This is a genomic window from Pseudomonas sp. NLJ1 (assembly GCF_049486705.1).
Classification (GTDB): domain Bacteria; phylum Pseudomonadota; class Gammaproteobacteria; order Pseudomonadales; family Pseudomonadaceae; genus Aquipseudomonas; species Aquipseudomonas inefficax.
Map to the genome: position 1 here is coordinate 125510 of NZ_CP137735.1, position 22221 is coordinate 147730.

Below are 22221 nucleotides of genomic sequence, written 5' to 3' on the forward strand. Positions count from 1 at the left end.
CTTTAGCCGCGAACACCGGCGCAGCCGGTGCCATGCGCCGTGTTGGATTCTTCGCGGGTAAACCCGCTCCCACAGAGTCCCCCGTCAGCTGAAGGGATGCACCGTACCTGTGGGAGCGGCTTTAGCCGCGAACACCGGCGCAGCCGGTGCCATCCACCGCGTCGCCTGCTTCGCGGGCATGCCCACTCCCACAGAGCTCCCCCATCAGCTGAAGGAATGCGCCGTATCTGTGGGAGCGGCTTTAGCCGCGAACACCGGCGCAGCCGGTGCCATGCGCCGTGTTGGATTCTTCGCGGGTAAACCCGCTCCCACAGAGCTCCCCCATCAGCTGAAGGAATGCGCCGTATCTGTGGGAGCGGCTTTAGCCGCGAACACCGGCGCAGCCGGTGCCATGCGCCGTGTTGGATTCTTCGCGGGTAAACCCGCTCCCACAGAGCTCCCCCATCAGCTGAAGGAATGCGCCGTATCTGTGGGAGCGGCTTTAGCCGCGAACACCGGCGCAGCCGGTGCCATCCACCGCGTCGCCTGCTTCGCGGGCATGCCCACTCCCCACAGGGGCCCCGCAGGCCTGTGAATCTGGCGTCAGCCATTCACCAGGTTGGCCGGGCGCTCACCAGCCAGGGCACTGAGCAGGTTGTCCACCGCACAGCGCGCCATGGCCTGGCGGGTTTCTTCGGTCGCAGAGCCGATATGCGGGGTCGCCACCACGTTGTCCAGTTGCAACAACGGCGATTGCGCCGACAACGGCTCCTGCGTGAATACATCCAGGCCGGCGCCGCGTATGCGTCGGGCACGCAACGCTTCGATCAGCGCCGGCTCATCCACCACGCGCCCACGGGAAATGTTCACCAGGATTGCCTGTGGTTTCATCAGCGCCAGCTCCCGCGCGCCGATCAGGCCTTCGGTGCTGGCACTGAGCGGCACGGTCAGGCAAACGAAATCTGCCTGCTGCAACAGCTCGTCCAGGCTGCACTGACGCGCAGCATGGCGCGCCTCCACCTCAGGCTTGGCACGCTGGCTGTGATACAGCACACGCATGCCGAAGCCAGCCGCGGCGCGCCGGGCCAGGGCCTCGCCGATGCGGCCCATGCCGACGATGCCCAGTGTCTTGCCGTGCACATCGCTACCGAAATGCGCTGGGCCAAGGTTGGCCTGCCAGTGGCCGTCTCGCACCCAGTTCGCCAGTTCCACAACCCGTCTGGCGGTGGCCAGGATCAAGGCAAAGCCGGTATCGGCGGTGGTTTCGGTCAGCACATCCGGCGTGTTGGTCAACATCACGCCGCGCCGGCTGAGTTCGGCGATGTCGTAGTTGTCCACCCCGACCGAAACGCTGGACACCACTTCAAGCTGTGGCGCCAGGTCGAGCAGGCTGGCGTCCAGGCGCAGGCTGGCCCCCAGCAGCCCGTGCGCGCCGGGCAAAGCATCGCGCAGGCGGGCCAGGCCATCGGGCCCGGAGGTATCCACCCAGGTCACCTCGACGCGTTCTTGCAGGCGTGCCATCAAGTCGTCGGACAGGCGTTTGTACAGCACGATTCGCTTCTTCATTGCACAGGCTCCTAATGGTTCATGGCCAGACGCGAGTTGCCGCGCTTGGCCCGGCCAGATGTCTGGGAAGTATTGAGTGCGGCGGTAAGCGCCACTGCGGTCAGCAGCGCACCGCACATGAACAGGTAGGAGGCACCGGGCCCGCCGGTGACGCCATTGAGGTAACCCACCAGCCACGAGCCACCGAACGAGCCCAGCGCACCCATGCTGTTGATCAGCGCCATGGCACCGCCCGCGACGTTGGCCGGCAGGATCTCGGGCACGATCGCGAAGAACGGGCCATAGGGTGCGTACATGCAGGCGCCGGCGACCACCAGCAACGCGTACGACAGCCAGAAGTGCTCGCTGCCCAGGGCGTAGGAGCCATAGAACGCCACGGCGGCGATCAACAGTGGCGGCCAGACGAAGCGCTTGCGCTTCTGCAGCCGGTCAGATGCCCACGACACACCGACCATGCCCAGCACCGCCGCCAGGTAAGGGACCGACGACAGCCAGCCGGCCTGCACGATGTCGAGGTTGGCCGCCTGCTTGAGAATCGACGGCAACCACAGCACGAAGCCATACACACCAATGCTCCAGCAGAAATACTGCAGCGAAAGGATGATCACCTGCGGCGAGCGGAACGCCTCGCGGTAGTTCTTCACTGGCTTTATGCCTTGCTGCTCGGCAGCCAGCGCCTGCTCCAGGGCGGCCTTTTCCTGCTCGCTCAGCCAGTTCACCTGGGCCGGGCGGTCATCCACCAGGCGCCACCAGAAGAACGCCCAGATGACGGCGGGCAGGCCTTCGATGATGAACATCCAGCGCCAGTCGTAATGCTTGACGAGGTAACCCGACACCACCGACATCCACAGGATGGTCACCGGGTTGCCGAGGATCAGGAAGGTATTGGCGCGCGAACGTTCGGCGCGGGTGAACCAGTGGCACAGGTACACCAGCATGGCCGGCATCACCGCCGCCTCCACCACCCCGAGCAGGAAGCGGATGCCGATCAGCATGTAGACGTTGCTGACCACGCCAGTGAGCGTGGCAAGGCCACCCCAGAGGATCAGGCAGACAAAGATCAGCTTCTTCACGCTGCGCTTTTCGGCGTAGATGGCGCCAGGCACCTGGAAGAAGAAGTAACCAAGGAAGAACAGTGCCCCCAGCAGCGAAGACAGTGCGGGGGTGATGTGCAGGTCTTCAGCCATGCCGGAAGCGGCGGCGAACCCGTAGTTGGCGCGGTCCAGGTACGCCAGGCTATAGGTGAAGAACACGATCGGGATGATGTACCACCAGCGGCGAGGTGCCAGGCCTTGGCTTTGCATGGTTCGTTTCTCCTGAGCTTGTTGTTTTTGTTGCAACAGGTGTTTCGGGATCAAGTTTTCACGCGCTTCTGCGCAGGTCGTGGGCTTGCAGCTCATGGCGCAGCGGCAGCCCTTCCATGTCGCCACGCGACTGCACGGCGCGGCTGCCGCACCAGTTGCCACGCGCCACTGCCTCGGCTACCGGGTGGCCCTCCAGCAGCGCACTGAGCACGCCGACGGCAAAGGCATCGCCGGCGCCAACGGTGTCTACTACCCGGCTGACCGGTACTGATGCCACCTGGCCCTCGCCCTTGGCGCTGCGGAAGTAGGCACCGGCGTCGCCCAGCTTGATCACCACCAGTTCCACCCCTTGGTCGAGGTAGAACGCGGCGATGTCTGCCGGGGTGTGCTGGCCGGTCAGCAGGCGGCCCTCTTCCAGGCCTGGCAGCACCCAGTCGGCCTTGGCCGCCAGGGCATTGACTTCGCGCACCATGCTGCTTTGGTCAGGCCACAGCGAGGGGCGCAGGTTGGGGTCGAAGGAGATGCTGCGCCCGGCGGCACGCATTGCATCCATCAACGCATGGGACAGCGCCCGGCAGCCCTCCGACAGCGCCGGCGGGATGCCGGTGGCGTGCAAGTGGCGGGCTTGCACAAAGCCCGGGCGCAGCAGCGCCGGCGACAGCTGGCTGGCTGCCGAACCACGGCGGAAGTACTCCACCGCCGGGTCGCTGCCGTCATCGCAGCGGGCCTTGAGCTGGAAGCCGGTGGGGTAGCTGGCATCCACCTCGACACCGGAGCAGTCCAGGCCTTCGCGGCGCAGGCTATCGAGCACGAAACGGCCCAGCGAATCGTCGCCCACCCGGCTCAGCCAGCGAACCTTGAAGCCCAGCCGCGCCAAGCCGATGGCCACGTTACTGTCGGCGCCGGCAATGCGCTTGCCGAACTGGCCGACACTGGCCAGGTCGCCGGCCTGCTCGGCGACGAACATGGCCATGGTCTCGCCGAAACACAACACGTCATGTTCATGCATGGCTCAGCTCCTCACTCGATACGCCCTGCCCCAGCGCCGCCAGGTCGCGCACCTGGTCACGGGTCAGCGCCAGCAGATCGTCGCTCACCAACGGGTACTCGACAGCACGCGCCACGCCGGGGGTGAACTCGGCCATCAGCTCAGCCCATTCCTGCAGGTCCGCGGTCGCTGGCGGGACGGCTACCAGGCGGCCATCGGGCCGGCGCTGCACGGCCTTGCAGTGCACATAGCGCACCCAGCGGCCAAGCTGGCGTGCGGCGTGCCGGGCAGGCTCGCCCTGCCACTGCCAGTTACCGATGTCGAAGGTCATGCCCAGGGTCAGCCCGAGCTCGTCGGCGCGCTGGAAAAACTGCTGCAGGGGTTCAATTCGCCCACCTTGGGTGGTCTGGTCGTTCTCCACCAGCAGCAACGGCCCGTGCACCGGTAACAGCGTCGCCAAGGCCGCGACGTCACAGCCGGCGTGGTAGTGGCCCAGGGAAACCTTGAGCGCTACCGCGCCAAGGGCTCGGGCGGTTTGCAGTTTGTGCGCCAATTGCGGGTCAGGCACGCCTTGTGCGGTCCACAATTCGAGGGGCGTGGAGTACAGGCACTCCAGTCCCTGTGCGGCAATGGCTGCAGCCAGCACCGCGGTGTCCGGCGCCTGGGTGAACAGCTCTTCGCGCAGTTCCACGCGGGTGACGCCGGCGGCAGCCAGCAGGCCAAGGAAGTGCTCCTGGCCACGCTGCCGGACAAAGTCGGCGCCGTAGCTGGAGAGGCTGATGGAAACGGGGTTCGAGTGCATTGTTGTTGTCCTTTTGAAACCGGTTTCATTTTTGCTGACAACAGGCAGGCAGGGAGGTGCCTGCCTGTGATTACTGTGGCTGGGTTGAACCTCGGATGATCAGCTCGGCCTTGAAGTCGATGCGCCGGGCTGCCCCGCTGTCGCCGCGCAGGCGGCCAAGCAGGCTCTCGAATGCTGCCACGCCGATTCGCTCGGTGGGCTGGGCCAGTGCAGTGATGCCAGTGCCGACCAAGGGGTACCAGTCGAGGTCGTCGAGGGCGATCAGCCCGACGTCCGCGAACAGATTGCACCCTGTCTGGTGCAGGGCCCGGCTCACGGCCAGGGTGGCGACACCGTTGAAGGTGAAGATGGCCTGCGGGCCATGGCCCCTGCCGGCGAGGAACGAAGCCAGCTGGTCATCCAGCCCGGGGCCGACTTCCAGCACCTGCTGGCGCATGCCATGGCGACGGCTGACCGACGTGCCGAACGCCTGTACCCGCTCCAGGCGCGAGCTGGTGCCATCGAGCGGCTCGGTGACCGCCATGATGTCGCGGTAGCCTTGCGCCTGCAGGTGGTCCAGGGCCTGCTCGACCGCGTCGGCATTGTCCAGGCCCACCAGGTCGACATTCAGTTCGGGCAACTGGCGATCGACCAGCACCATGGGAATGTCGCGCTGCAGGTGGAGCAATTCGCCGGGGTGATGGCCAAGCGTGTTCACGATCAGCCCTTCGACGTTGTAGGACTGCAGGGCCACCAGGTGGTGACGCTCCTGCTCGTCGTCGCGGTTGGTGTTGCAAACCACCAGGCTGTAGCCGTGCTGGCGGCAGGCAGTTTCCACGCCATGCATCACGGCCACTGAATAGGGGTTGAGGATATCGGCTACCAGCATGCCGATCAGGCGCGTCTGGCCGCGCTTCAGACCACGGGCCATCTGGTTGGGGCGGTAACCGAGGCGCTCGATGACCTCTTCCAGGCGCTTGGCTGTGGCTTCGGCGAGCAACTGGCGATCACCCCCGATGTAACGGGAGACGGTGGCCTTGGAAACGCCAGCGACACGCGCTACTTCGCTGATGGTGACCCGTTCGCGGGCATGGGCAGGCGCGTCGGTCATGGGCTGTCCTTATGATTGTTGTGATAGCGATGAAACCGGTTTCAATACAGCAAAATCACACGCGTTCGTCAACATGCCGTTGGTCGGGAGTGCGATATTCATGCGTAGTAAATGCAGTAAAAATACGCTTTAACTAACTGATAAATATAGAAAGTAAACGAGAAACCCTGTGGGAGCGGGTTCACCCGCGAATGCGATGGCGAATGTGCCGACGCATTCGCGGGTAAACCCGCTCCCACAGTGGATTGGGGGTTGCAGACAGAGGGATGCAGTTAACGGAGGGATTTCACATCATCGGCGGTGACGGCATCCCCTTGGTTACCCCAACTGGTGCGAATGAAGTTCACCACCTCGGCAACCTCTTGGTCACTCAGCCGCCAGCCGAACGCCGGCATGGTGAAGTTCGACGGTGCCGCGTGCGTCGCCGGCACTGTGCCCCCCGCCAATACCACGTGGATAAGCGATGTGGCATTCGTCGTCTGCACCACCGGGTTACCGGCCAGGGCCGGGAACACGCGGGTATAGCCCTGGCCATCGGTACGGTGGCAGGCTGCGCAGTTGTCGATGTACACCGCCGCCCCGGGCTTGCTGTCGTCGCCCTTCCACAGGGCATCCGCCACCTGTTTGTCGTACACGTGCGGCCGGTCGTCAGGGTTGCTTGGCGGCAGCGTCTTCAAATAGCGGGCGATAGCAGTCAGGTCGGCATCGCTCAGGTGTTGCATGCTGTGCTCGACCACGTCGCTCATGCCACCAAACACGGCGCTGCGGTCGCTACGACCAGTCTTCAGAAACTGCACCAGCTGCTCTTCGCTCCAGCTACCGAGGCCGTCCTTGTGGTCACCACGCAGGTTCTTGGCAATCCAGCCTTCCAGCGGTGCACTGCCAGCCAGAAACTGCTCGCCATCCTGTGGGCTCAGTGCCTTTTCCTGCATGGTCAGCGCCCGCGGCGTATGGCACGCACCACAGTGCCCCAGGCCCTCGACCAGGTAGGCACCGCGGTTGACCACCGGGTCGGCCGCCGCCGATGCCTGCCAGGGCTTGGCCTCTGGCGCGAACAACCCGCGCCAGATCGCCAGCGGCCAGCGCATGCTCAATGGCCAGGGGATGTCGCTGGCCTTGTTCGGCTGTTCGACCGGTTCCACGCCCTTCATGAAGTAGGCATACAGCGCCTGCATGTCCTGCTCGCTGACACGCGCATAGGACGGGTATGGCATGGCCGGATACAGGGTGCTGCCGTCCTTGCCGATGCCCTTGCGCACCGCCTGGTCGAAGTCTTCGAAGCTGTACTGGCCGATACCACTGGCCGCCGGCGTAATGTTGGTTGAGTACACCGTGCCGATCGGTGTTTCCATCGGCAGCCCACCGGCGAATGGCTTGCCGCCTTCGGCGGTATGGCAGGCGACGCAGTCGCCGGCGCGGGCCAGGTACTCGCCCTGACGCACCTGCGCATCGTCATTTGGCGCAGCCTGTGCAGCCACGCTGGCACCCAGCAGGGTTGCGATCAACATTGTCTTCATGCGCATCGCTCCTCAAGCCTGAACCAGCGGACCAGGGTTTTTCAGGTATTGCTCGCGGATGGCGCGGGCCGACCAGTAAGTCAGCGCAGCCACCAGCCCGGTCGGGTTGTAACCCAGCCCCTGAGGGAACGCCGAAGCCCCTGGAACGAACACGTTGTGCACGTCCCAGCTCTGCAGATAGCGGTTCAACGCACTGGTTTTCGGGTCGGTGCCCATGATCGCGCCACCGTTCAGGTGGGTGGTCTGGTAGCTGGCAGTGTTGAAGTGGTCCTTGACCTTCTTGCCCAGCACGGCAATAGCCTTGGGGTTCATCGCCTGGGCGATCTTGCTGAGCTTGTCGACCATGAACTGGTTCATCCTGATGTCGTTTTCCTGCCAGTCGAAGGTCATGCGCAACAGCGGCTGGCCGTAGGCGTCGCGGTAGGTCGGGTCGAGGTCCAGGTAGTTGCCGCGGTAGGACTGGTGAGCGCCGTGGGCGTCCATCGACACCTGGTGGGTGTAGTAGTCGGCGGTGGCCTTCTTCCAGGCGCTGCCCCAGGCCGGTGTGCCCGGCGGGGTCGCGCCACCGGCAATCGGCCGCGTGCCGGCCTGGTTCACCCACATCGGCGAACCGCCGACGAAACCGTGCGGGCCATGGTCGAAGTTGTCGGCGTTGAAATCATCGATGGCGATACCGTTGCCACCGGCGCCGATGAAGTTGTTGGTGTAGGTGTCCTTGTCGAAGAACGCCTTGACCGTGCCCATGTTCTGGTAGGCGAAGTTACGCCCGACCACACCTTCGTTCTTGATGGGGTCGTAGGGTTTGCCGATGCCGGACAGCAGCATCAGGCGCACGTTGTTGAACTGGAACGCCGCCAGGATCACCAGGTCCGCCGGCTGCTCCACTTCCCGCCCCTGGGCGTCGATGTAGGTCACCCCGGTGGCCTTGCGCTTGCTGTCATCCAGGTTCACCCGCAGCACATGGGCGTTGGGCCGCAATTCGAAGTTCGGCACCTGGCGCAGCGCCGGCAGGATGTTCACGTTGGGCGAGGCCTTGGAATACATGTAACACACGTAGCCACTGCAGAAGCCGCAGAAGTTGCACGGCCCCATCTGCGCCCCGTAGGGGTTGGTGTAAGAGCCGGAGGTGTTGGCCGAGGGCAAGTTGTAGGGCTTGTAGCCCAGGCTGGCCGCCGCCTTTTCGAACAGCCTGGCCGACACCACGTTTTTCTGCGAAGGCAGCGGGAACGGGCTGGAACGGTCCGGCGCATAGGGGTTGCCGCCCTTCCCTTCGCCAACGACCTGGCCATTGACGGTCCACGCCTGGCCAGAGGTACCGAATACCTTTTCGGCGAAGTCGAAATGCGGTTCCAGTTCTTCGTAGCTGACCCCGAAGTCCTGGATAGTCATGTCTTCAGGGATGAACTTGCGCCCGTAGCGTTCTTCGTAGTGGCTGCGCATGCGCAGCTCCATCGGGTCCACCCGGAAGTGCACGCCAGACCAGTGCAGGCCTGCGCCACCTACACCTTTGCCCGGCAGGAAGGCACCGAGCTGGCGATTGGGCAGTGCCACGTCGTTCATGCCATGGCGGATGGTGACGGTTTCCTTCGACACATCGACGAACAGCTTCTTGCGCACGCTGTAGGTCAGCTCGTCGATCACCTGCGGGTAGCTGCCTTCCGGGTAGGTGTCCTGCATCGGCCCCCGCTCCAGGGCCACTACCTGTAGCCCGGCTTCGGTCAGTTCCTTGGCCATGATCGCCCCGGCCCAGCCAAAGCCCACGATTACCGCGTCCACTTTCTTCATCACGGTCGCCATGCCTCAGGCCCTCTCGCCACGGATCGAAACAGCCGGGAACGGGTAAGGCTCGTTGCGCTCGACCCAATCCATGAAATCGGCGCGGGCGCCGGGGAAGCCGATCTGGGTCCAGCCGACCATGCCTTTGTTGCCGCCATGGATCGGGTCGCAGAAGAACCCTTCACGGGTGTTCTGCACCAGCAAGCTGAAGAACACCTTGGCCGGCACGGTGTCGAAAACCAGCTCTCCAGACTCGACCTTGCTGAGAACGTGGTCCCGGGTAGCGCTATCTTGCGCAGCAAAAACTTGCCCGGAATTGGCCTTGCACCAGCCGTCCACGGCGGCGATGCCCAGGCGGTAGATCTGTTGCGGGCTGAGTTGCAGCTGGTAACCCAGTTCAGGCGCGGCGTCGGCCTTGAACGGGCCTTGCATGTACCACTGCGCGCCGGTTGCGTAGGGGGTATTCATCTGCCGGTCGATGAATTCCGCAGCGCCGGCTTCAAGTGCGCCAGGGCCAAGCTCGTCGGCCGGGATGATGCGCGAGACGGCTGCCTGCACGAAAGCCCACTCCTCGGCAGTGAAGAATGTCGGCTGGTAGTTGCCCGCTGGTGGCGTTGCCGGCACTTTGGGTTCATGTTGCGGGGCCGCAAGCAGCTGACCGGCACCCACGCCAAGCCCCGTGCTGGCCACGGTGACCACGGGGATCAGGGTCAAGGTCTTGCGCAGAAAATCCCTGCGCGGGTTGTCTGGGGCATGCTCAGGCATTGCGAATCCTCATCGGCTGTGTGCGGCCTTGAAAAGCGCCATCTGGTTTTCAATACGGGGGTGGTCTTGATGGGCCATCAAGAAAACAGCCGGATAATCTAGCGTGTTCAGAAATGTTTTGAAACCGGTTTCATGCCGTACTTGCCTGTCATTAAGGATGCCCCTAAGCCTTTGCATCCAGCCAAGGTATTTTTCACACTCAGCACGCCTTGAGCTGCATCTTCAGATTCTAAATGCACAAAAGAAGAAAATTCCTACGATCGCATCGGACGTTTCGGGATTCCCGATAGATTGATTCCTGGTTTAGGTTCGGGCTTCAGCCAAATGCCTGCGACATCCGCATGGATACTTCATGCCACTACGCAGCAATGGCGCGCCGACAAACGAGGATTACGGATGTCCAATGAGCCCGATGTATCTGTAAAAGCAGTACACAGGAAGAAAAAACCGGTCCTGCTGGAGGATATCCAAGGGAGCCAGCAACCTCGCTCCAGCACCGGACCTGGGCACGCTATGGATCTTCCTGGCTACCCGGCCGACCCCGGCTTCCAGCTTCGCGGCGGCTTCGCCAACCTGATGCTTGACGCGGCCAACCCGCTGTTCGGCCTGGCCATTCGCCTGCAAACGCTGGATGACCTACCCAACATCGAACAGGTGCACAAGGCCCTGCAGATCCAGGTCAGCGCCATCCGCGACGAAATACAGCAGCACGGTTACTCCACTGTGCACCTCGAAGCTTTTTCCTATGCCTTGTGTCTTTATCTGGACGAGACCGTGATGAGCCGCCCCTGGGGGAACAATTCATGCTGGAGCCACGAACCGCTGCTCAGCATCTTCCATGACGAAACCCAGGGTGGCGAGAAGATCTTCGTGTTGCTGGAGCGCTTGATGCAGTCGCCCAAGGAGTTCCAGGATGTGCTGGAGTTCCTGTACTTCTGCTTTTGCCTGGGCCTGAAGGGCAAGTACGCCCTGGACCCGAAGTGCGATGAAATCATCAATGCCCTGATCTCGCGAATGCACAAGGTCATTCGTGAACTGCGCGGCCCCACGCCGCAATTCGCGGGCGATCCGTATACCAACGTGGTCCACCGTCCCCACCGCATGCTGCGCCGGGAATGGCCCTGGTGGAGCCCGTTGGTGATCTCCGCCATCGCCATGGTCTGCGCCTACTGCTACTACAGCTACCGCCTGAGCTTGATTACCGCCGAAGTGCTGGAGTCGCTCAACGGCATTCTGCAGCAGTAGCAGGGGGGATCCGCATGCCTGGCCAATCCGATTTGCGCTTCACCTTCCAGCCGCTGGCTGGCCAGAGTGACTTCGAAGTGGTTTCGTTCGAACTCGACGAAATGATCAGCTCACCGTTCCAGCTGAAGCTGGAATTGATCAGTTTTGAAGACGAGGTCGACTTCGGCCAGTTGCTCGACAAACCGGTGCTGTTCACGATCTGGCGCGGTGAGCGCCCCCTGCGCTACGTGCATGGCCTGGTCAGCAGCTTCAGCCAGGGCGAGACGGGGTTTTATCGCACCCGTTACCGCGCCCTGGTCGAGCCCGTGCTGGCCCGTGCCGGCTTGCGCTCGAACTGGCGCATCTTCCAGCAGAAAACCGTACCGCAGATTCTCGAACTGATGCTCAGGCGCCAGGGCATTGCCCGTTTCGAAATCAAGAGCATGGGCGAGCACCAGGTGCGCGAGTTCTGCGTACAGGCCGGTGAAACGGACCTCGACTTCATCGCCCGCCTGGCGGGTGAAGAGGGTTTTGTCTATCGCTTCGAGCACACACCGAAACACCACCTGCTGGTCATCACCGACCGGCTGCTGGCGCTGGGGCAGATCAGCCGAGGCGCGATCAAGGCCGACGACGAGGATGAAGACTTCTTCGATGAAGACGACATCGGCCCCGACCAGGTGCTGTACCGCGCCAACAGCGGTGGTGACCAGGCCAGGCCTTGCCTGCGCCGCCTGCGTTACAGCGAACAGGTGCGCACCGCACGCCAGGTGCAGCGGGACTACACCTTCACCAACCCGCAATACCGGCAGGAACACCGCGCAAGTGACAGTGGCATCACCCATCAGTCCCGGGACTATGAGCGCTTCGACTACCCCGGCCGCTACAAGCGCGATGCGGTCGGTGTGCCCTTCACCGCTACCCGCCTGACGGCCCTGCGCCATGACGCCCGTATTGCCGAAGTCGAGGGTGACGATGTACGCCTGCAACCGGGGCTGAGCTTTACCCTCATCGAGCATCCGCGCAAAGACCTAAACGCCCATTGGCGTGTAATGCGTGTTCATCACGAGGGCAGCCAGTTCACCAGCCTGCAAGAAGAAGCTGCCGGGGCCGAACAAGGAACGCGCTACTCACAGGAAGCCGTGCTGGTGCCCGGTCGGATCGAATGGCGTCCGGCGCCATTGCCCAAACCACGCATCGACGGCCCGCACATGGCCACGGTCGTCGGGCCGCCCGGGGAAGAGATCTACTGCGACGAGTGGGGCCGGGTCAAGGTGAGCTTCCCCTGGGACCGGGAGAGCGAGAACAACGAGTTCAGCTCCTGCTGGGTGCGTGTGTCACAGGGCTGGGCCGGCGGTAGCTGGGGCTCGATGGCTATCCCACGCATCGGCCAGGACGTGATCATCCAGTACGTCAACGCCGACCCCGACCAGCCGATGATCACCGGGCGTACCTATTGCGGAAACCAGCTGCCGCCGTACGACCTGCCCGAACACAAGACCCGCATGACCATCAAGAGCCAGACCCACAAGGGCGATGGCTTCAACGAGCTGCGCTTCGAGGACGAACTGGGACGACAGGAAGTCTTCATCCACGCAGAAAGAGACCAGAACAACATCGTCAAACACGATGAAACCACGCAAGTCGGGAACGACCGCACCGAGCGTGTCGAGAAGGATGAGACCCTTTCGATTGGCCAGGACCGTCGGGAAGAGATTGCCCGGGACGAGTCCGTCAATATCGGCCAGGACCGGGCCCACGAAATCGGCAATGACGATACCCTGACCATTGGCCGGAACCATACCATTATCACTGGCCAGGACCGCATCGAACAGGTCGGCAACCACCGCCAGGACGTCACCAAAGCCAATCACACGATAGAAATCGGTGGTCACTTGGAACAGAGCGTGGCCGGTCACAATACCTTGCAGGCCGGGGAAGCCATCCGCCACACAACCAAGGTCTATGACATCCAGGTCAGCGAAAGCCTGACTATCAGGAGTCCGGCCGGGTTGCTGCGCATAGATGGTGCCGGTATCACGTTGGACGGACTAGCACTGGCCTTAAAGGGTCCTGTCAGTCAGCAGGCCAAATGCAGCCAGCGCATGACATCGACCTTCGGCGTACCAGAGCCTGGCGAGCCCATTTGCTTGAGCTGCTTGCTGAAAGCGATTGCGGACGGCCACAACATGATTCGCATGGAAGGAACAAGCTGATGCCAAGCCCATTTATCAGGACTGTGGTGGAGGTGCTGCGCACCTCCGACCGCTATCGTCTGAGCGCGATCGTGGAAATGGCCAGCCTGTCACCCGGCGTGCAGGAAAAGTTGACCCGGCACTATGAGGACCGCTGCTGGCCGCTGCTGCAACAAACCCAGCTCCACAATCTGCGAACAGCAGGCCCTTGGCTATTCGGATCGCGGCCAGGCTCCGATGTGTCGGCCCAGTACGATTTTCAATGGCAACTCGAACAGCTTGCTTCGGGCGCGGTTTGCGGCTGGATCGTCAGCGCGTTACCAACTGCCCAACTTGCCCGGCATCTGAGCCACGCCAACATCGTGACGGGAGCTGACGGCCATTTGTACCTCCTGCGCTTCCACAACGCTGCAGCTTTGCGAGTGCTGGATACATATCGTGAGCTGCCAGGGATAAGCGAATGGTTGGCTCCCATCCATCACTGGTGGTCACCTGTAGCGCACCCGAACAAGCGGTTGTGGCTACAAGTATCCGGTGCTGATCAGCCTCCGTCCCTGCACCTCCCACAAATCACGCTAAACGAAGACTGTTGGGCTGAATTGGCGGGAGACCCGCTGAGCTATCAACTTGCCGAGCTGATCAAGGACGAGCCGTCCTGTGCAGCCTTGGCCACTGCTTGCCATGGAACACGGGTTGGTCTCATCCAGCACTACCTAGATCAGGCGCGCGAGCAAGGTTTGGACCGTGAGGAAGACCTCATCAGCTATGTGCTCATACTGGCTCGCCACGGCGAACAACTCAGTAGCTCACAAGCCTGGCAGGACGCGATTGTTGCAACGCGCGAACAGCAGACATCCCTGATGGACAACGTGCAGCGACGCCTGCACGCCAATAATTGAGGTACACAGCCATGGACTCGGTCACCGAAACCCTCGAACTTTGCAGACGCATCACCACCGGCTACCGCCCTGCACTGCGCAACAGCCCTGTCGCGGATTGCACCCGCCGTTTCGAACTGCTGCCCCTGCGCTACGCCGCCGTCGGTGGCAACCCGGCACAACGCGCCCGCTTGCCCAAATTGCCGGGCTACCTCAGCCCCTTTCAAGATGTCGGCGAGCTGACCCATTCTGACTATGCCATCCGCCCTTTGCGCGAAGGCTTTCTCTACCTGCTGATCAAGCGTCACAGCGAACCGGCCTATCAATGGCACAGCCAGTACCGCGTTGCACCCAACGGCTCGCTGCTGTACATCCGCGCCGACGCGCCTTGGGAATCCGCTCCCAACGCCGCCAACCTAGAGGAGATCATTCGCGGCTTTGGCTGGACTATCACTCTTTACGATCTGGATGACATCCAAGAACTGCGCCCTTTGTTCAGCCCTTCCCCACTGACCCCACGCATGCTCGACAACTATCGCCTACTTGAGGACGAGTATCGCAGTAGTCTACCGGCCATCGATATCGCCCAATTCATCCAGCCCTCCGATGCGCCGCCGCAAAACCATGTACTCAAGCACGATCAGCTTGGTTGGGTCGCCGACTTCAAAGCCCAGGAGGATTCAGACCTGAAAGCGCTGCTGGACATGCAGCCCTTCAACAACGATCAGATCGTCTCGCCACACGCGTCACGACAAGCCTTGGCACCGTTGGTTAACCAAACCAAACCCCGCGGCGCCGCAATCGTCATCGAAGACGCCATCGGTATCACCCAGGAGCTCAATGCCTGGCGCAATGCTGCCGTCGACGACGTAAAGACCAAGTGGCTGCGGCACTCCGTAGAACCAGGCGTGGACAACGAGCGAAGACTGCTAATCGCACAATCGTTCCTGGAGATCGAAAAGCTCTACCCGCAGATGATGGCCGACCGGATCGTCAAGCGCGAAGTCATGGCCGAGACCATTCGCAACCAGCCGGCTACGCCGGTGGAGTTCTATGCATTTTCTGATCGGGCTAGGCAACAGGCCGATGCGCATGATGAGAGGATGAGACCACAGCTTGAGAAGTTCGAGCGCGACGTCCGCGCCAAGGTCCAGTCCCGTCAGGATAGCGGTGAATTCAGCAAGAAGTTCGACCAGAAATACGGCCATCTGGTCGATCGGCAGGCGATGCACGATCAGCTGGAAAGTTTCGAGCAGGCCATGCAACAGGCCCAACAGGAGACAGAGGATCGGGCCAAGGATCATGCCCGCTGGTTGATCAGTGAACGCCTGCTACAGGCCTTGGACCGTTACGACAATGCCGACCTGATCAATGGCCTAGCCTTTGCCGAACAGACCGGCCAGTGCGTGATCGGCATGGAGCTCAGTGAATGGGGAACGACCGTGCTGGACCACTGGTGGCGCAGTGACGTTGCTGATCGGAGCAACCTGGCGATACGGGGTATCACGTACAACCAGGATGACATTCGTGATGCGCTCGCGACGCTGCGGGAAGCGGCCATGGCCAAACCACCGTCGGAATCATGGTTTGTGCTGCGTGAGTCACTTGTCCGGCAAGCACACATTGCGGCGAATGCTTTCGGGCGCGCCAACGCTTTATATGAAGAACTGCAGAACAGAAACAGCCACGCTAGCATCGGTCTATACGCCTGGTACGTGGCACTGGGCCGACAGGTACTGCGTACCGGAGCCCCCAACAGTATGGACCGTGCCCTGCACCATGGCCTGCGCCTGACGCTGTTTGCTTCGGTACATGAGACAGCTGTCGACATACGCCTAAGTGATGCGGCTCGTAGCGGGCAGCCATTGAATCCGCAGCGCAGCGCTGGCCAGGCAGGACGTTACTTGGACCAGGCCTGGGCCGAAGGATTGATGCAAGCCAATAAGAGCGACTTCTACAAAGTACGTGTCTCCAGTCTTGTATGCCTGCTGGAAGGGATGCTGATGGCGTTCAAGGCCCGCGAACTGCCTGGCAGTGATGTACGGATTAAGACCGAACTCATGGCAGCCGCCATGACCACGGCTGCGGCGGGTTTCGAGATTGGGGCCAGCTATGTGGAACAGGTGGTGACGCGTTACGGCGCAAATAGCGTGACCGGTAGAGGTGCAGTTGCGACCTTGGGGAGGCTGAAACTCTGGGGCGCCGGATTAGCGGGGATGGGTGGGTTCGTACTGGCTTGGTGGGACTTCGCCGACGGGGTAAAAAGTCACACTCAACCTAGTGCCTCAACGAAATCGTGGACATTGAGTGGGGCCTATTTTACGCGCGCACTGGCTACACTCGCTTTATCTGTCGGAGAATTGGGAACTGCCATAGGAATAGCTAAGCCCCTCTTCGATCGCCTCACGATCAATAACCAGAGCAAACTCATACGTCTTGTAGGGCGATCATTAAGCAGCCTGGCTACTAGACTGGGCACGCAGGCGGCTCGTTTGCTGTTAACCAAATTAATTTTAGGAGCGTTCTGGGTAGGCTTGCTCCTAACTACCATCATTTTCTTGCTCGAGGACGATGCGCTGGAAAAGTGGTGCAAGCGAAGCAGCTATCGTTTGGATAAAAGCTCTAAACCTTACGATGAACGAGAAGAGTTAGCAGCCCTGCACTCAGCTTTCAGCGAGGTCCTTTGATGTATCTTATCGAGCGGGGGCTGTGGGAGATGGCAATTGAATCAAAAGCGAAGCGTAAGGTATTTGACGCGCAGAGAAGCTTGATTGAAAAGCGAGCTGACAAGGATTCCAATGAAAATGACATGAGCAAACAAATACACTTCAACAGTGTCAGCGAAAAACCCAATGCACGCGGCCCGATATTTTCTTTTAACGATACATATATGGAAATGCGCTGTGGCGGGTCAGAAGAAAAACGCGGCATCATCACTATAATGACGCTTGGCAGTTTAGTTCCGATGACTTACGCATGGCTGAAGATAACATTGAGCTCCGTCTACACCAACATAACTCAACCCGACTTCCTTTCTGTGTTCTCGGTCCTTTTCAGCACATACATGCTATCAATAGGCGGAGCCGTTTATTATTTTTATGCCAAATACGGATTTCGTTTTACGCGACTAGAAATGCTTACCAGTCGCCACTTGCTCATTCGCTTCAATCGAAAAACCCAGCAAGTTCACCTCCATAGACCAAGCTGCTGCGGCGGTATAGCTACATTCCCCTGGAGAACAACCGGAAGCACAGGCGTCAAACCCGAAGACGACTCCCTCAGCGCGGGCATGAGGCTGTGCCTGGTCTGGCACCCCAGCCACACCGGCCTCCCTCACATGGAAATGGCCCTACTCGGCAAGCAAGGCCAAGGCGGTAGTGAACTTCGGGACGAGTGGGAATTCATTCGCCGCTATATGGAAGATGGCCCACATGCCGTCCCCCGTCCCCGTCTGAGCACCCAACTCCCCTCGCTCGTCCAGGCATTCGGTGCCCAGTTCGAAGGATTGGGTCGCTTCTTCCGGAAAAGCAGCTGGCTGTTCAAAGTCGTCCTGCTCTTGGTTTGTCCCGCCTTCGTCATCATCGGAACCGGCCATTGGCTGAGCCTGCTGTTGTGCTGGCGACCGCGCTGGCCGAAGGTGATCCGCGAAGCTGGAATGCCCGGCAAGCCCGTTCCAGCGGTGACAACGCTGAGCGACTACCCACCTGCGATCCAGGAGCGCCTGCTCGCCAATGCCGATCGCTGGCATCTCAAACCCGGCAAGCGTTCAGAGAAAAAGCCACGCAAATTACGTACGCCGAGATCGAAGGTGTAGCGACCGAGTAGCTGATGCTACGAATGGGTCGGCACCACCTGCCCCAGTCCCCAACCTTGGGGGCACGGTGCCCAACGGCAAATACTTGCCAAGGCCTTCGCAAGAGAATTGGATCCCTTGCCCTGTAAGGGCTACAGCATGTTTTTCCCGGCTTGGCACGCCTATTGCCGATCTCCTGCCAGACGCCCCAAGTCCATGGGCCCGTTTGCAGGAGGAAATGACTCATGCACCGACCGATACCCCACCCGCTGGCAGTGGCGATTTTCGCCGGCATGCTCCAGCTCCCGGCGCAGGCTGCCTTGAACGCTGTCGACCCTGGCGCCTATGTTCCCGCCAACGGCGGGTTCCCCGCCTGGTACCAGGACAGCCATGGTCGTACCCTCGACCTGTGCCTGACCAAGGCCGTCAGCTCGCGGGTGCCTGGCGCGCCCGGCGCACCGTCGTACATGTGCACGCTGCTGCCTACCCCCGGCGTGTTCGACGATACCCAACCCATCGTCTTCCCCACCAACTTCCCTGACGAGGCGTTCTGGTTCACCGCCGATGCCGCCATCGTCGACGCCACCCGCGGCATCGACCTCAGCTACGGCACCGCCATCGAAGCGGCCTTTGCCGCTGAAGAACCGGTCGACGGCGACCAGGTCAGCTTCGCCCGGGTGCGTATCCGGGTCGATGTACCAACCGCCGGCACCTATGTGGTCACTCACCCATACGGCGTTGACGTGTTCGACGTACCTGCGGGCGGGCGCCGGGCAATCAACATGACTCGCGACATCGGCATTGCCGGCGCTGGCGACTTCACTGGCGCCCTGAAAGGCGATGTCGGGCCATTCCTGCGCAGCGTCAACGGCCCCTACACCGAAGGCAGCGAGCGCTTCATCGGCGACCCGAACCTGGAAGAACGGGTGACCGGCAGCCCGTTCAATACCAACTACGTACGCATCGAAGGCCCCGGTGGCATCGACCTGCGCACCGAGCTGTTCGCGGTCTCGGGCAAGCTTTCCGAAGTGGCCCTGCCAACCCCGCTGATGCCGCAACGCAGTACCTACTCGCGGCATACCGAGAACGGCGACCTGCACGCGCAGCAGGACATCTTCGTGATGGCCCCACCGCCACCGGCCAGCGTCGCCCTGACCAGCCAGACACCAAACCTGAACCTCACCGAGGCCAACGGTACCGGTGCCTGGTACGCCCAGTCGGTGCTCGACCCGGCCGCCGGGTCGATCCTGACGCTGACCGCCGACAACAGCGTGGCGATCCCTACCAGCAGCCTGACCACCGCCAACGTGCCGCTGACCGACCTGGTTACCATCACCCAGGCTCAGTACCGCCTGTCCACCGGCGAGCTGACCCTGGTGGCCAGCACCAGCGACGAAACCACGCCGCCAGTGCTCACCGCACATACCGGCAACGGCGCGCTGATCGGCAATCTGAGCGGCACTGGCGCCGTGAAGACGCTGAGCACCAGCCTGTCACCCATCCCGCCGGCCAAGGTGCAGGTCACCAGTACCAACGGCGGTAGCGACACCGAAGACGTGGTGCTGGTGCCATGAACAGACAAAGGCTCAGCCTTCAAGGAGGCAGCATGAACACTTGGTCGCGCCGTGCGCTGTTGGCCGCCGGTCTCTCCCTTACCGTTACCAGCGCCGCGTTTGCCGCGCTGTCCGATGTCGACCCGGGGCCCTACACCTTCGCCACCGGTGGCTATCCGATGTGGTACAAGGACAGCCTCGACCAGTCCCTGGAGCTGTGCCAGTCCCGTGCCACCAGTACACGTGCGCCGGGCGCGCCAGGGGCACCAGCCTACATGTGTACCCTGCTACCCGAGCCTGGCATCTATGACGATGCCCTGCCGCTGGTGTTCCCGGACAACTGGCCGCCAGAGATGTTCTGGTTCCTGGCTGAAACCGACATCCCACAGGTGGGCAACAGCGGCTATGAGCTGGAGGTTTATGTAGCCGGGGTGGAGGCAGCCTTCGCCGCCGAAAACCCGGTCGATGGTGACCAGCAAAGCTTCGCCCGGATCCGTATCCGTGCTTCGGTCCCAAGCACCGGTACCTACACCATCACCCACCCTTACGGGGTGGAGACGGTCAACGTCACCACGCCAGGCCGACGGGCAATCAACATCACCCGCGACATCGGCATCGGCGCACCGGGCAACTTCCGGGGCGCGCTGGCGGGGGCGATCGGCCCCTGGCTGAAGGGTGTTGGTGGGCCTTATACCGCGGTCAACCCCGATACCGGCGCCATCGAAACCTACATCGGCGACCCCAATATCACCGAAGCGGTGACCGGCAGCCCCTTCAACACCAACTTCGTGCGCATCCAAGGCCCCGCTGGCACCATCCAGACCAACACCTTCACCGTTTCCGGCAAGGTACTGGACCAACGTGCCCAGACCCCGGTCAGCCTGGAGCGCGCCACCTATTCGCGCAATGCCACCGGCACCCGTACGGAAGTATTCGCAAAGGCGCCTAGCGCAGCCAGCTTGTGCATGCGCAATGGCATCGCCCTGGTCGGCACCCCGCCTTCGCCGTGCCAGTACACCCTCACCACCGACAACAACGGGCTGTTCTTCCACCAGCAGCTCAGCCAGGAAGCACCGCCTGCGGTGGTGGTGGTCACCGCCAGCGACAACGCCGGCGGAACCCAGCCGACCGCGCTGTCGAGCAAGCTCACCGACGTGGTCAAGGTCAGCACCGCACGCTACGACTGGGCCAACAAGCGCCTGCTGATCGAGGCCAGTTCCAGTGACGAGGTAGCGGTCCCCGACCTGCTCGCCCAGGGCTATGGTCGCCTGTCCAAGGCGGGCACGCTGCAGAGCCTGACCGTCAACGACGTGCCGCAGCCACCAGCCACCATCACGGTCAAATCGGCACGTGGTGGCAGCGATGTCGAACCGGTGGTCGTGGTCGGCAACGCGCCGGTCGAGGCGGCCAACCAGCCACCGCTGGCCCAGGCCGATATCGGCAGCACCAGCGTCGGCATCCCGATCACCCTCAACCTGCTGCAGAACGACAGCGACCCGGATGGCAACGTGCCGCTGACCATCAGCGACCTGACCCAGCCCGGTACAGGCCTTGGCGGCGTGGTGATGAACGGCACCACCTCGGTCACCTACACCCCGCCAGCCGGGGCCACGCAACCCGTGGTGGCCACCTTCAGTTACCGGGCGGTGGACGCCAAGGGCCTGAAGTCGGAACCGGCCACGGTCACCGTCAACGTAGCACCTAACCGGGCCCCAACCGCCAACCCGGAAACCGTCGCTACCCTGGGCGTGCCATTGACCATCAACGTGCTGGCCAACGACACCGATCCGGAAGGCAACCTGCCGCTGACTGTCCCCGCTGCCTCCCTTACCCAGCCGGCTGCCGGCCGGGGCACCGTCAGCACCGACGGCACCGCAGTGACCTACACCCCACCGGCCACGGTGACCTCGGCCTTCACTACCACCTTCACCTACCAGGCTCGTGACTCGCTGGGGGCCCTGTCCAACTCCGGCACGGTTACCGTCAACGTGTCACCACGGCCTGCCGCCGAAACCTTCACGGTCACGGCTGCCACGGTCACGGCACGCTCCAACAACCGTTACAACTGGGACCTCAGCGGCACCTCGTCGGTCACCACCGGCAACACCGTCACCGTGCGGGTAACCACCACTACCGGCGTGCAGACCCTTGGCACTGCCACGGTAGCGCTGACCGGCCGCTGGCGACTGGCGGTGAGCAATAGCACCACGATCATCCCGACTGCGGCACCGACGGCGACGATCACCACCAGCCAGGGCACCACACGCACCGTCAACGTAACCGTGCAGTAAAGGCCGGAGGTTGCAATGAAATGCCTGTATTCCCTGCTGCTCGGCCTGGCCCTGGCGGGCCAGGCCTGCTGGGCCGAGGACCTGCTGGACAATGCCGACCTCGCGCCCGGCAACGACCTCGGCGAACCGGTGATCATCCGCCTGCTGCCGGCCGGCGCCGGCCAGGCTGCGGTGGTCGAGCAGCAAGGCGCGGGCAACCGCGCCGCCCTCGACCAGAACGGCCAGGCCCTGCTGGGCCGCATCGTCCAGGCCGGTGGCGCGCAAGAAGCGTACATCTTGCAGGAAGGTAGTGACCTGATGGCCATCATCAGCCAACAGGGAAATGGCAACACCGCGTCGATCCGCCAGACCGGCAGCAGCAACAGCGCGGCCATCGAGCAGATCGGCAACGACAACAGCGCCAGCATCGTGCAGGCGGGCACAGGCCTCACCAGCTCCGTGACCCAGGCCGGCAATGGCCAGCACGTTCAGATCACCCAATACCGATAGACCTGGAGGCA

At 62.3% G+C, this 22221-nt stretch carries 16 protein-coding genes; 8 read left to right on the top strand and 8 right to left on the bottom strand.

Annotated features, from left to right (window positions below):
- Nucleotides 1-582: 582 nt before the first annotated feature.
- From R9B85_RS00630 to R9B85_RS00665, 8 genes are all read right to left on the bottom strand, one after another.
- The gene (locus tag R9B85_RS00630; protein ID WP_252379284.1) at nucleotides 583-1545 is read right to left on the bottom strand and encodes a 2-hydroxyacid dehydrogenase; all 963 of its coding nucleotides are present in this window, start codon (nucleotides 1543-1545) and stop codon (nucleotides 583-585) included.
- 11 nt (nucleotides 1546-1556) lie between these two features.
- Nucleotides 1557-2849: an MFS transporter gene (locus tag R9B85_RS00635; RefSeq protein WP_112252444.1), complete on the bottom strand. Its 1293-nt coding sequence runs from the start codon at nucleotides 2847-2849 to the stop codon at nucleotides 1557-1559.
- A 58-nt stretch (nucleotides 2850-2907) separates the two neighbouring features.
- Nucleotides 2908-3858 (bottom strand): sugar kinase, encoded by a 951-nt coding sequence (locus R9B85_RS00640; protein ID WP_112252445.1) that lies wholly within the window; start codon nucleotides 3856-3858, stop codon nucleotides 2908-2910.
- Nucleotides 3851-4639: a TIM barrel protein gene (locus R9B85_RS00645; protein WP_112252446.1), complete on the bottom strand. Its 789-nt coding sequence runs from the start codon at nucleotides 4637-4639 to the stop codon at nucleotides 3851-3853. Before R9B85_RS00645 ends, R9B85_RS00640 begins: the two co-directional genes overlap by 8 nt.
- Before the next feature lie 70 nt (nucleotides 4640-4709).
- A complete protein-coding gene (locus tag R9B85_RS00650) occupies nucleotides 4710-5729 on the bottom strand; it encodes a LacI family DNA-binding transcriptional regulator (RefSeq protein WP_112252447.1) in 1020 nt (339 codons plus the stop codon).
- Nucleotides 5730-6001: 272 nt separating this feature from the next.
- The gene (locus tag R9B85_RS00655) at nucleotides 6002-7246 is read right to left on the bottom strand and encodes a cytochrome c (RefSeq protein ID WP_112252448.1); all 1245 of its coding nucleotides are present in this window, start codon (nucleotides 7244-7246) and stop codon (nucleotides 6002-6004) included.
- Between the two features lie 12 nt (nucleotides 7247-7258).
- A complete protein-coding gene (locus tag R9B85_RS00660; RefSeq protein ID WP_112252449.1) occupies nucleotides 7259-9043 on the bottom strand; it encodes a GMC family oxidoreductase in 1785 nt (594 codons plus the stop codon).
- Nucleotides 9044-9046: 3 nt separating this feature from the next.
- Complete coding sequence (locus tag R9B85_RS00665; RefSeq protein ID WP_207877906.1) at nucleotides 9047-9787, bottom strand: gluconate 2-dehydrogenase subunit 3 family protein; 741 nt, start codon at nucleotides 9785-9787, stop codon at nucleotides 9047-9049.
- 396 nt (nucleotides 9788-10183) lie between these two features.
- On the opposite strand from R9B85_RS00665, the gene icmH reads away from it, so the two are divergent.
- The 8 genes from icmH to R9B85_RS00705 all read left to right on the top strand — a co-directional run bounded on the left by icmH (nucleotide 10184) and on the right by R9B85_RS00705 (nucleotide 22210).
- Complete coding sequence (gene icmH, locus R9B85_RS00670; protein ID WP_423770724.1) at nucleotides 10184-11032, top strand: type IVB secretion system protein IcmH/DotU; 849 nt, start codon at nucleotides 10184-10186, stop codon at nucleotides 11030-11032.
- A 14-nt stretch (nucleotides 11033-11046) separates the two neighbouring features.
- Nucleotides 11047-13227: a type VI secretion system Vgr family protein gene (locus R9B85_RS00675; protein ID WP_313855055.1), complete on the top strand. Its 2181-nt coding sequence runs from the start codon at nucleotides 11047-11049 to the stop codon at nucleotides 13225-13227.
- Entirely contained in the window at nucleotides 13227-14105 is an 879-nt protein-coding gene (locus R9B85_RS00680; RefSeq protein ID WP_207878559.1) for a DUF4123 domain-containing protein, read from the top strand. Before R9B85_RS00675 ends, R9B85_RS00680 begins: the two co-directional genes overlap by 1 nt.
- A gap of 11 nt (nucleotides 14106-14116) precedes the next feature.
- Nucleotides 14117-16771, top strand: a complete 2655-nt coding sequence (locus R9B85_RS00685) for a T6SS effector BTH_I2691 family protein (protein ID WP_207878557.1) — start codon at nucleotides 14117-14119, stop codon at nucleotides 16769-16771.
- Complete coding sequence (locus R9B85_RS00690; protein WP_207878555.1) at nucleotides 16771-17898, top strand: DUF6708 domain-containing protein; 1128 nt, start codon at nucleotides 16771-16773, stop codon at nucleotides 17896-17898. Before R9B85_RS00685 ends, R9B85_RS00690 begins: the two co-directional genes overlap by 1 nt.
- A gap of 224 nt (nucleotides 17899-18122) precedes the next feature.
- Nucleotides 18123-19451 carry a hypothetical protein gene (locus R9B85_RS00695; RefSeq protein WP_112252451.1) on the top strand — a complete coding sequence of 443 codons (1329 nt, stop codon included), beginning with the start codon at nucleotides 18123-18125 and terminating at the stop codon, nucleotides 19449-19451.
- A 32-nt stretch (nucleotides 19452-19483) separates the two neighbouring features.
- Entirely contained in the window at nucleotides 19484-21721 is a 2238-nt protein-coding gene (locus R9B85_RS00700) for an Ig-like domain-containing protein (RefSeq protein ID WP_207878553.1), read from the top strand.
- Between the two features lie 15 nt (nucleotides 21722-21736).
- Nucleotides 21737-22210, top strand: coding sequence for a curlin (locus R9B85_RS00705; RefSeq protein WP_112252452.1), 474 nt, complete (start codon nucleotides 21737-21739; stop codon nucleotides 22208-22210).
- The last annotated feature ends 11 nt before the right edge of the window (nucleotides 22211-22221 follow it).

What these genes read in the sequence shown, in the direction of transcription:
- R9B85_RS00705 (WP_112252452.1), top strand. Translation starts at nt 21,737, where the DNA reads ATGAAATGCCTGTATTCCCTGCTGCTCGGCCTGGCCCTGGCGGGCCAG.
- R9B85_RS00675 (WP_313855055.1), top strand. Translation starts at nt 11,047, where the DNA reads ATGCCTGGCCAATCCGATTTGCGCTTCACCTTCCAGCCGCTGGCTGGC.
- R9B85_RS00645 (WP_112252446.1), bottom strand. Translation starts at nt 4,639, where the DNA reads ATGCACTCGAACCCCGTTTCCATCAGCCTCTCCAGCTACGGCGCCGAC.
- R9B85_RS00690 (WP_207878555.1), top strand. Translation starts at nt 16,771, where the DNA reads ATGTATCTTATCGAGCGGGGGCTGTGGGAGATGGCAATTGAATCAAAA.
- R9B85_RS00660 (WP_112252449.1), bottom strand. Translation starts at nt 9,043, where the DNA reads ATGGCGACCGTGATGAAGAAAGTGGACGCGGTAATCGTGGGCTTTGGC.
- R9B85_RS00655 (WP_112252448.1), bottom strand. Translation starts at nt 7,246, where the DNA reads ATGAAGACAATGTTGATCGCAACCCTGCTGGGTGCCAGCGTGGCTGCA.
- R9B85_RS00685 (WP_207878557.1), top strand. Translation starts at nt 14,117, where the DNA reads ATGGACTCGGTCACCGAAACCCTCGAACTTTGCAGACGCATCACCACC.
- R9B85_RS00630 (WP_252379284.1), bottom strand. Translation starts at nt 1,545, where the DNA reads ATGAAGAAGCGAATCGTGCTGTACAAACGCCTGTCCGACGACTTGATG.
- R9B85_RS00665 (WP_207877906.1), bottom strand. Translation starts at nt 9,787, where the DNA reads ATGCCTGAGCATGCCCCAGACAACCCGCGCAGGGATTTTCTGCGCAAG.
- R9B85_RS00680 (WP_207878559.1), top strand. Translation starts at nt 13,227, where the DNA reads ATGCCAAGCCCATTTATCAGGACTGTGGTGGAGGTGCTGCGCACCTCC.
- icmH (WP_423770724.1), top strand. Translation starts at nt 10,184, where the DNA reads ATGTCCAATGAGCCCGATGTATCTGTAAAAGCAGTACACAGGAAGAAA.
- R9B85_RS00650 (WP_112252447.1), bottom strand. Translation starts at nt 5,729, where the DNA reads ATGACCGACGCGCCTGCCCATGCCCGCGAACGGGTCACCATCAGCGAA.
- R9B85_RS00635 (WP_112252444.1), bottom strand. Translation starts at nt 2,849, where the DNA reads ATGCAAAGCCAAGGCCTGGCACCTCGCCGCTGGTGGTACATCATCCCG.
- R9B85_RS00640 (WP_112252445.1), bottom strand. Translation starts at nt 3,858, where the DNA reads ATGCATGAACATGACGTGTTGTGTTTCGGCGAGACCATGGCCATGTTC.
- R9B85_RS00695 (WP_112252451.1), top strand. Translation starts at nt 18,123, where the DNA reads ATGCACCGACCGATACCCCACCCGCTGGCAGTGGCGATTTTCGCCGGC.
- R9B85_RS00700 (WP_207878553.1), top strand. Translation starts at nt 19,484, where the DNA reads ATGAACACTTGGTCGCGCCGTGCGCTGTTGGCCGCCGGTCTCTCCCTT.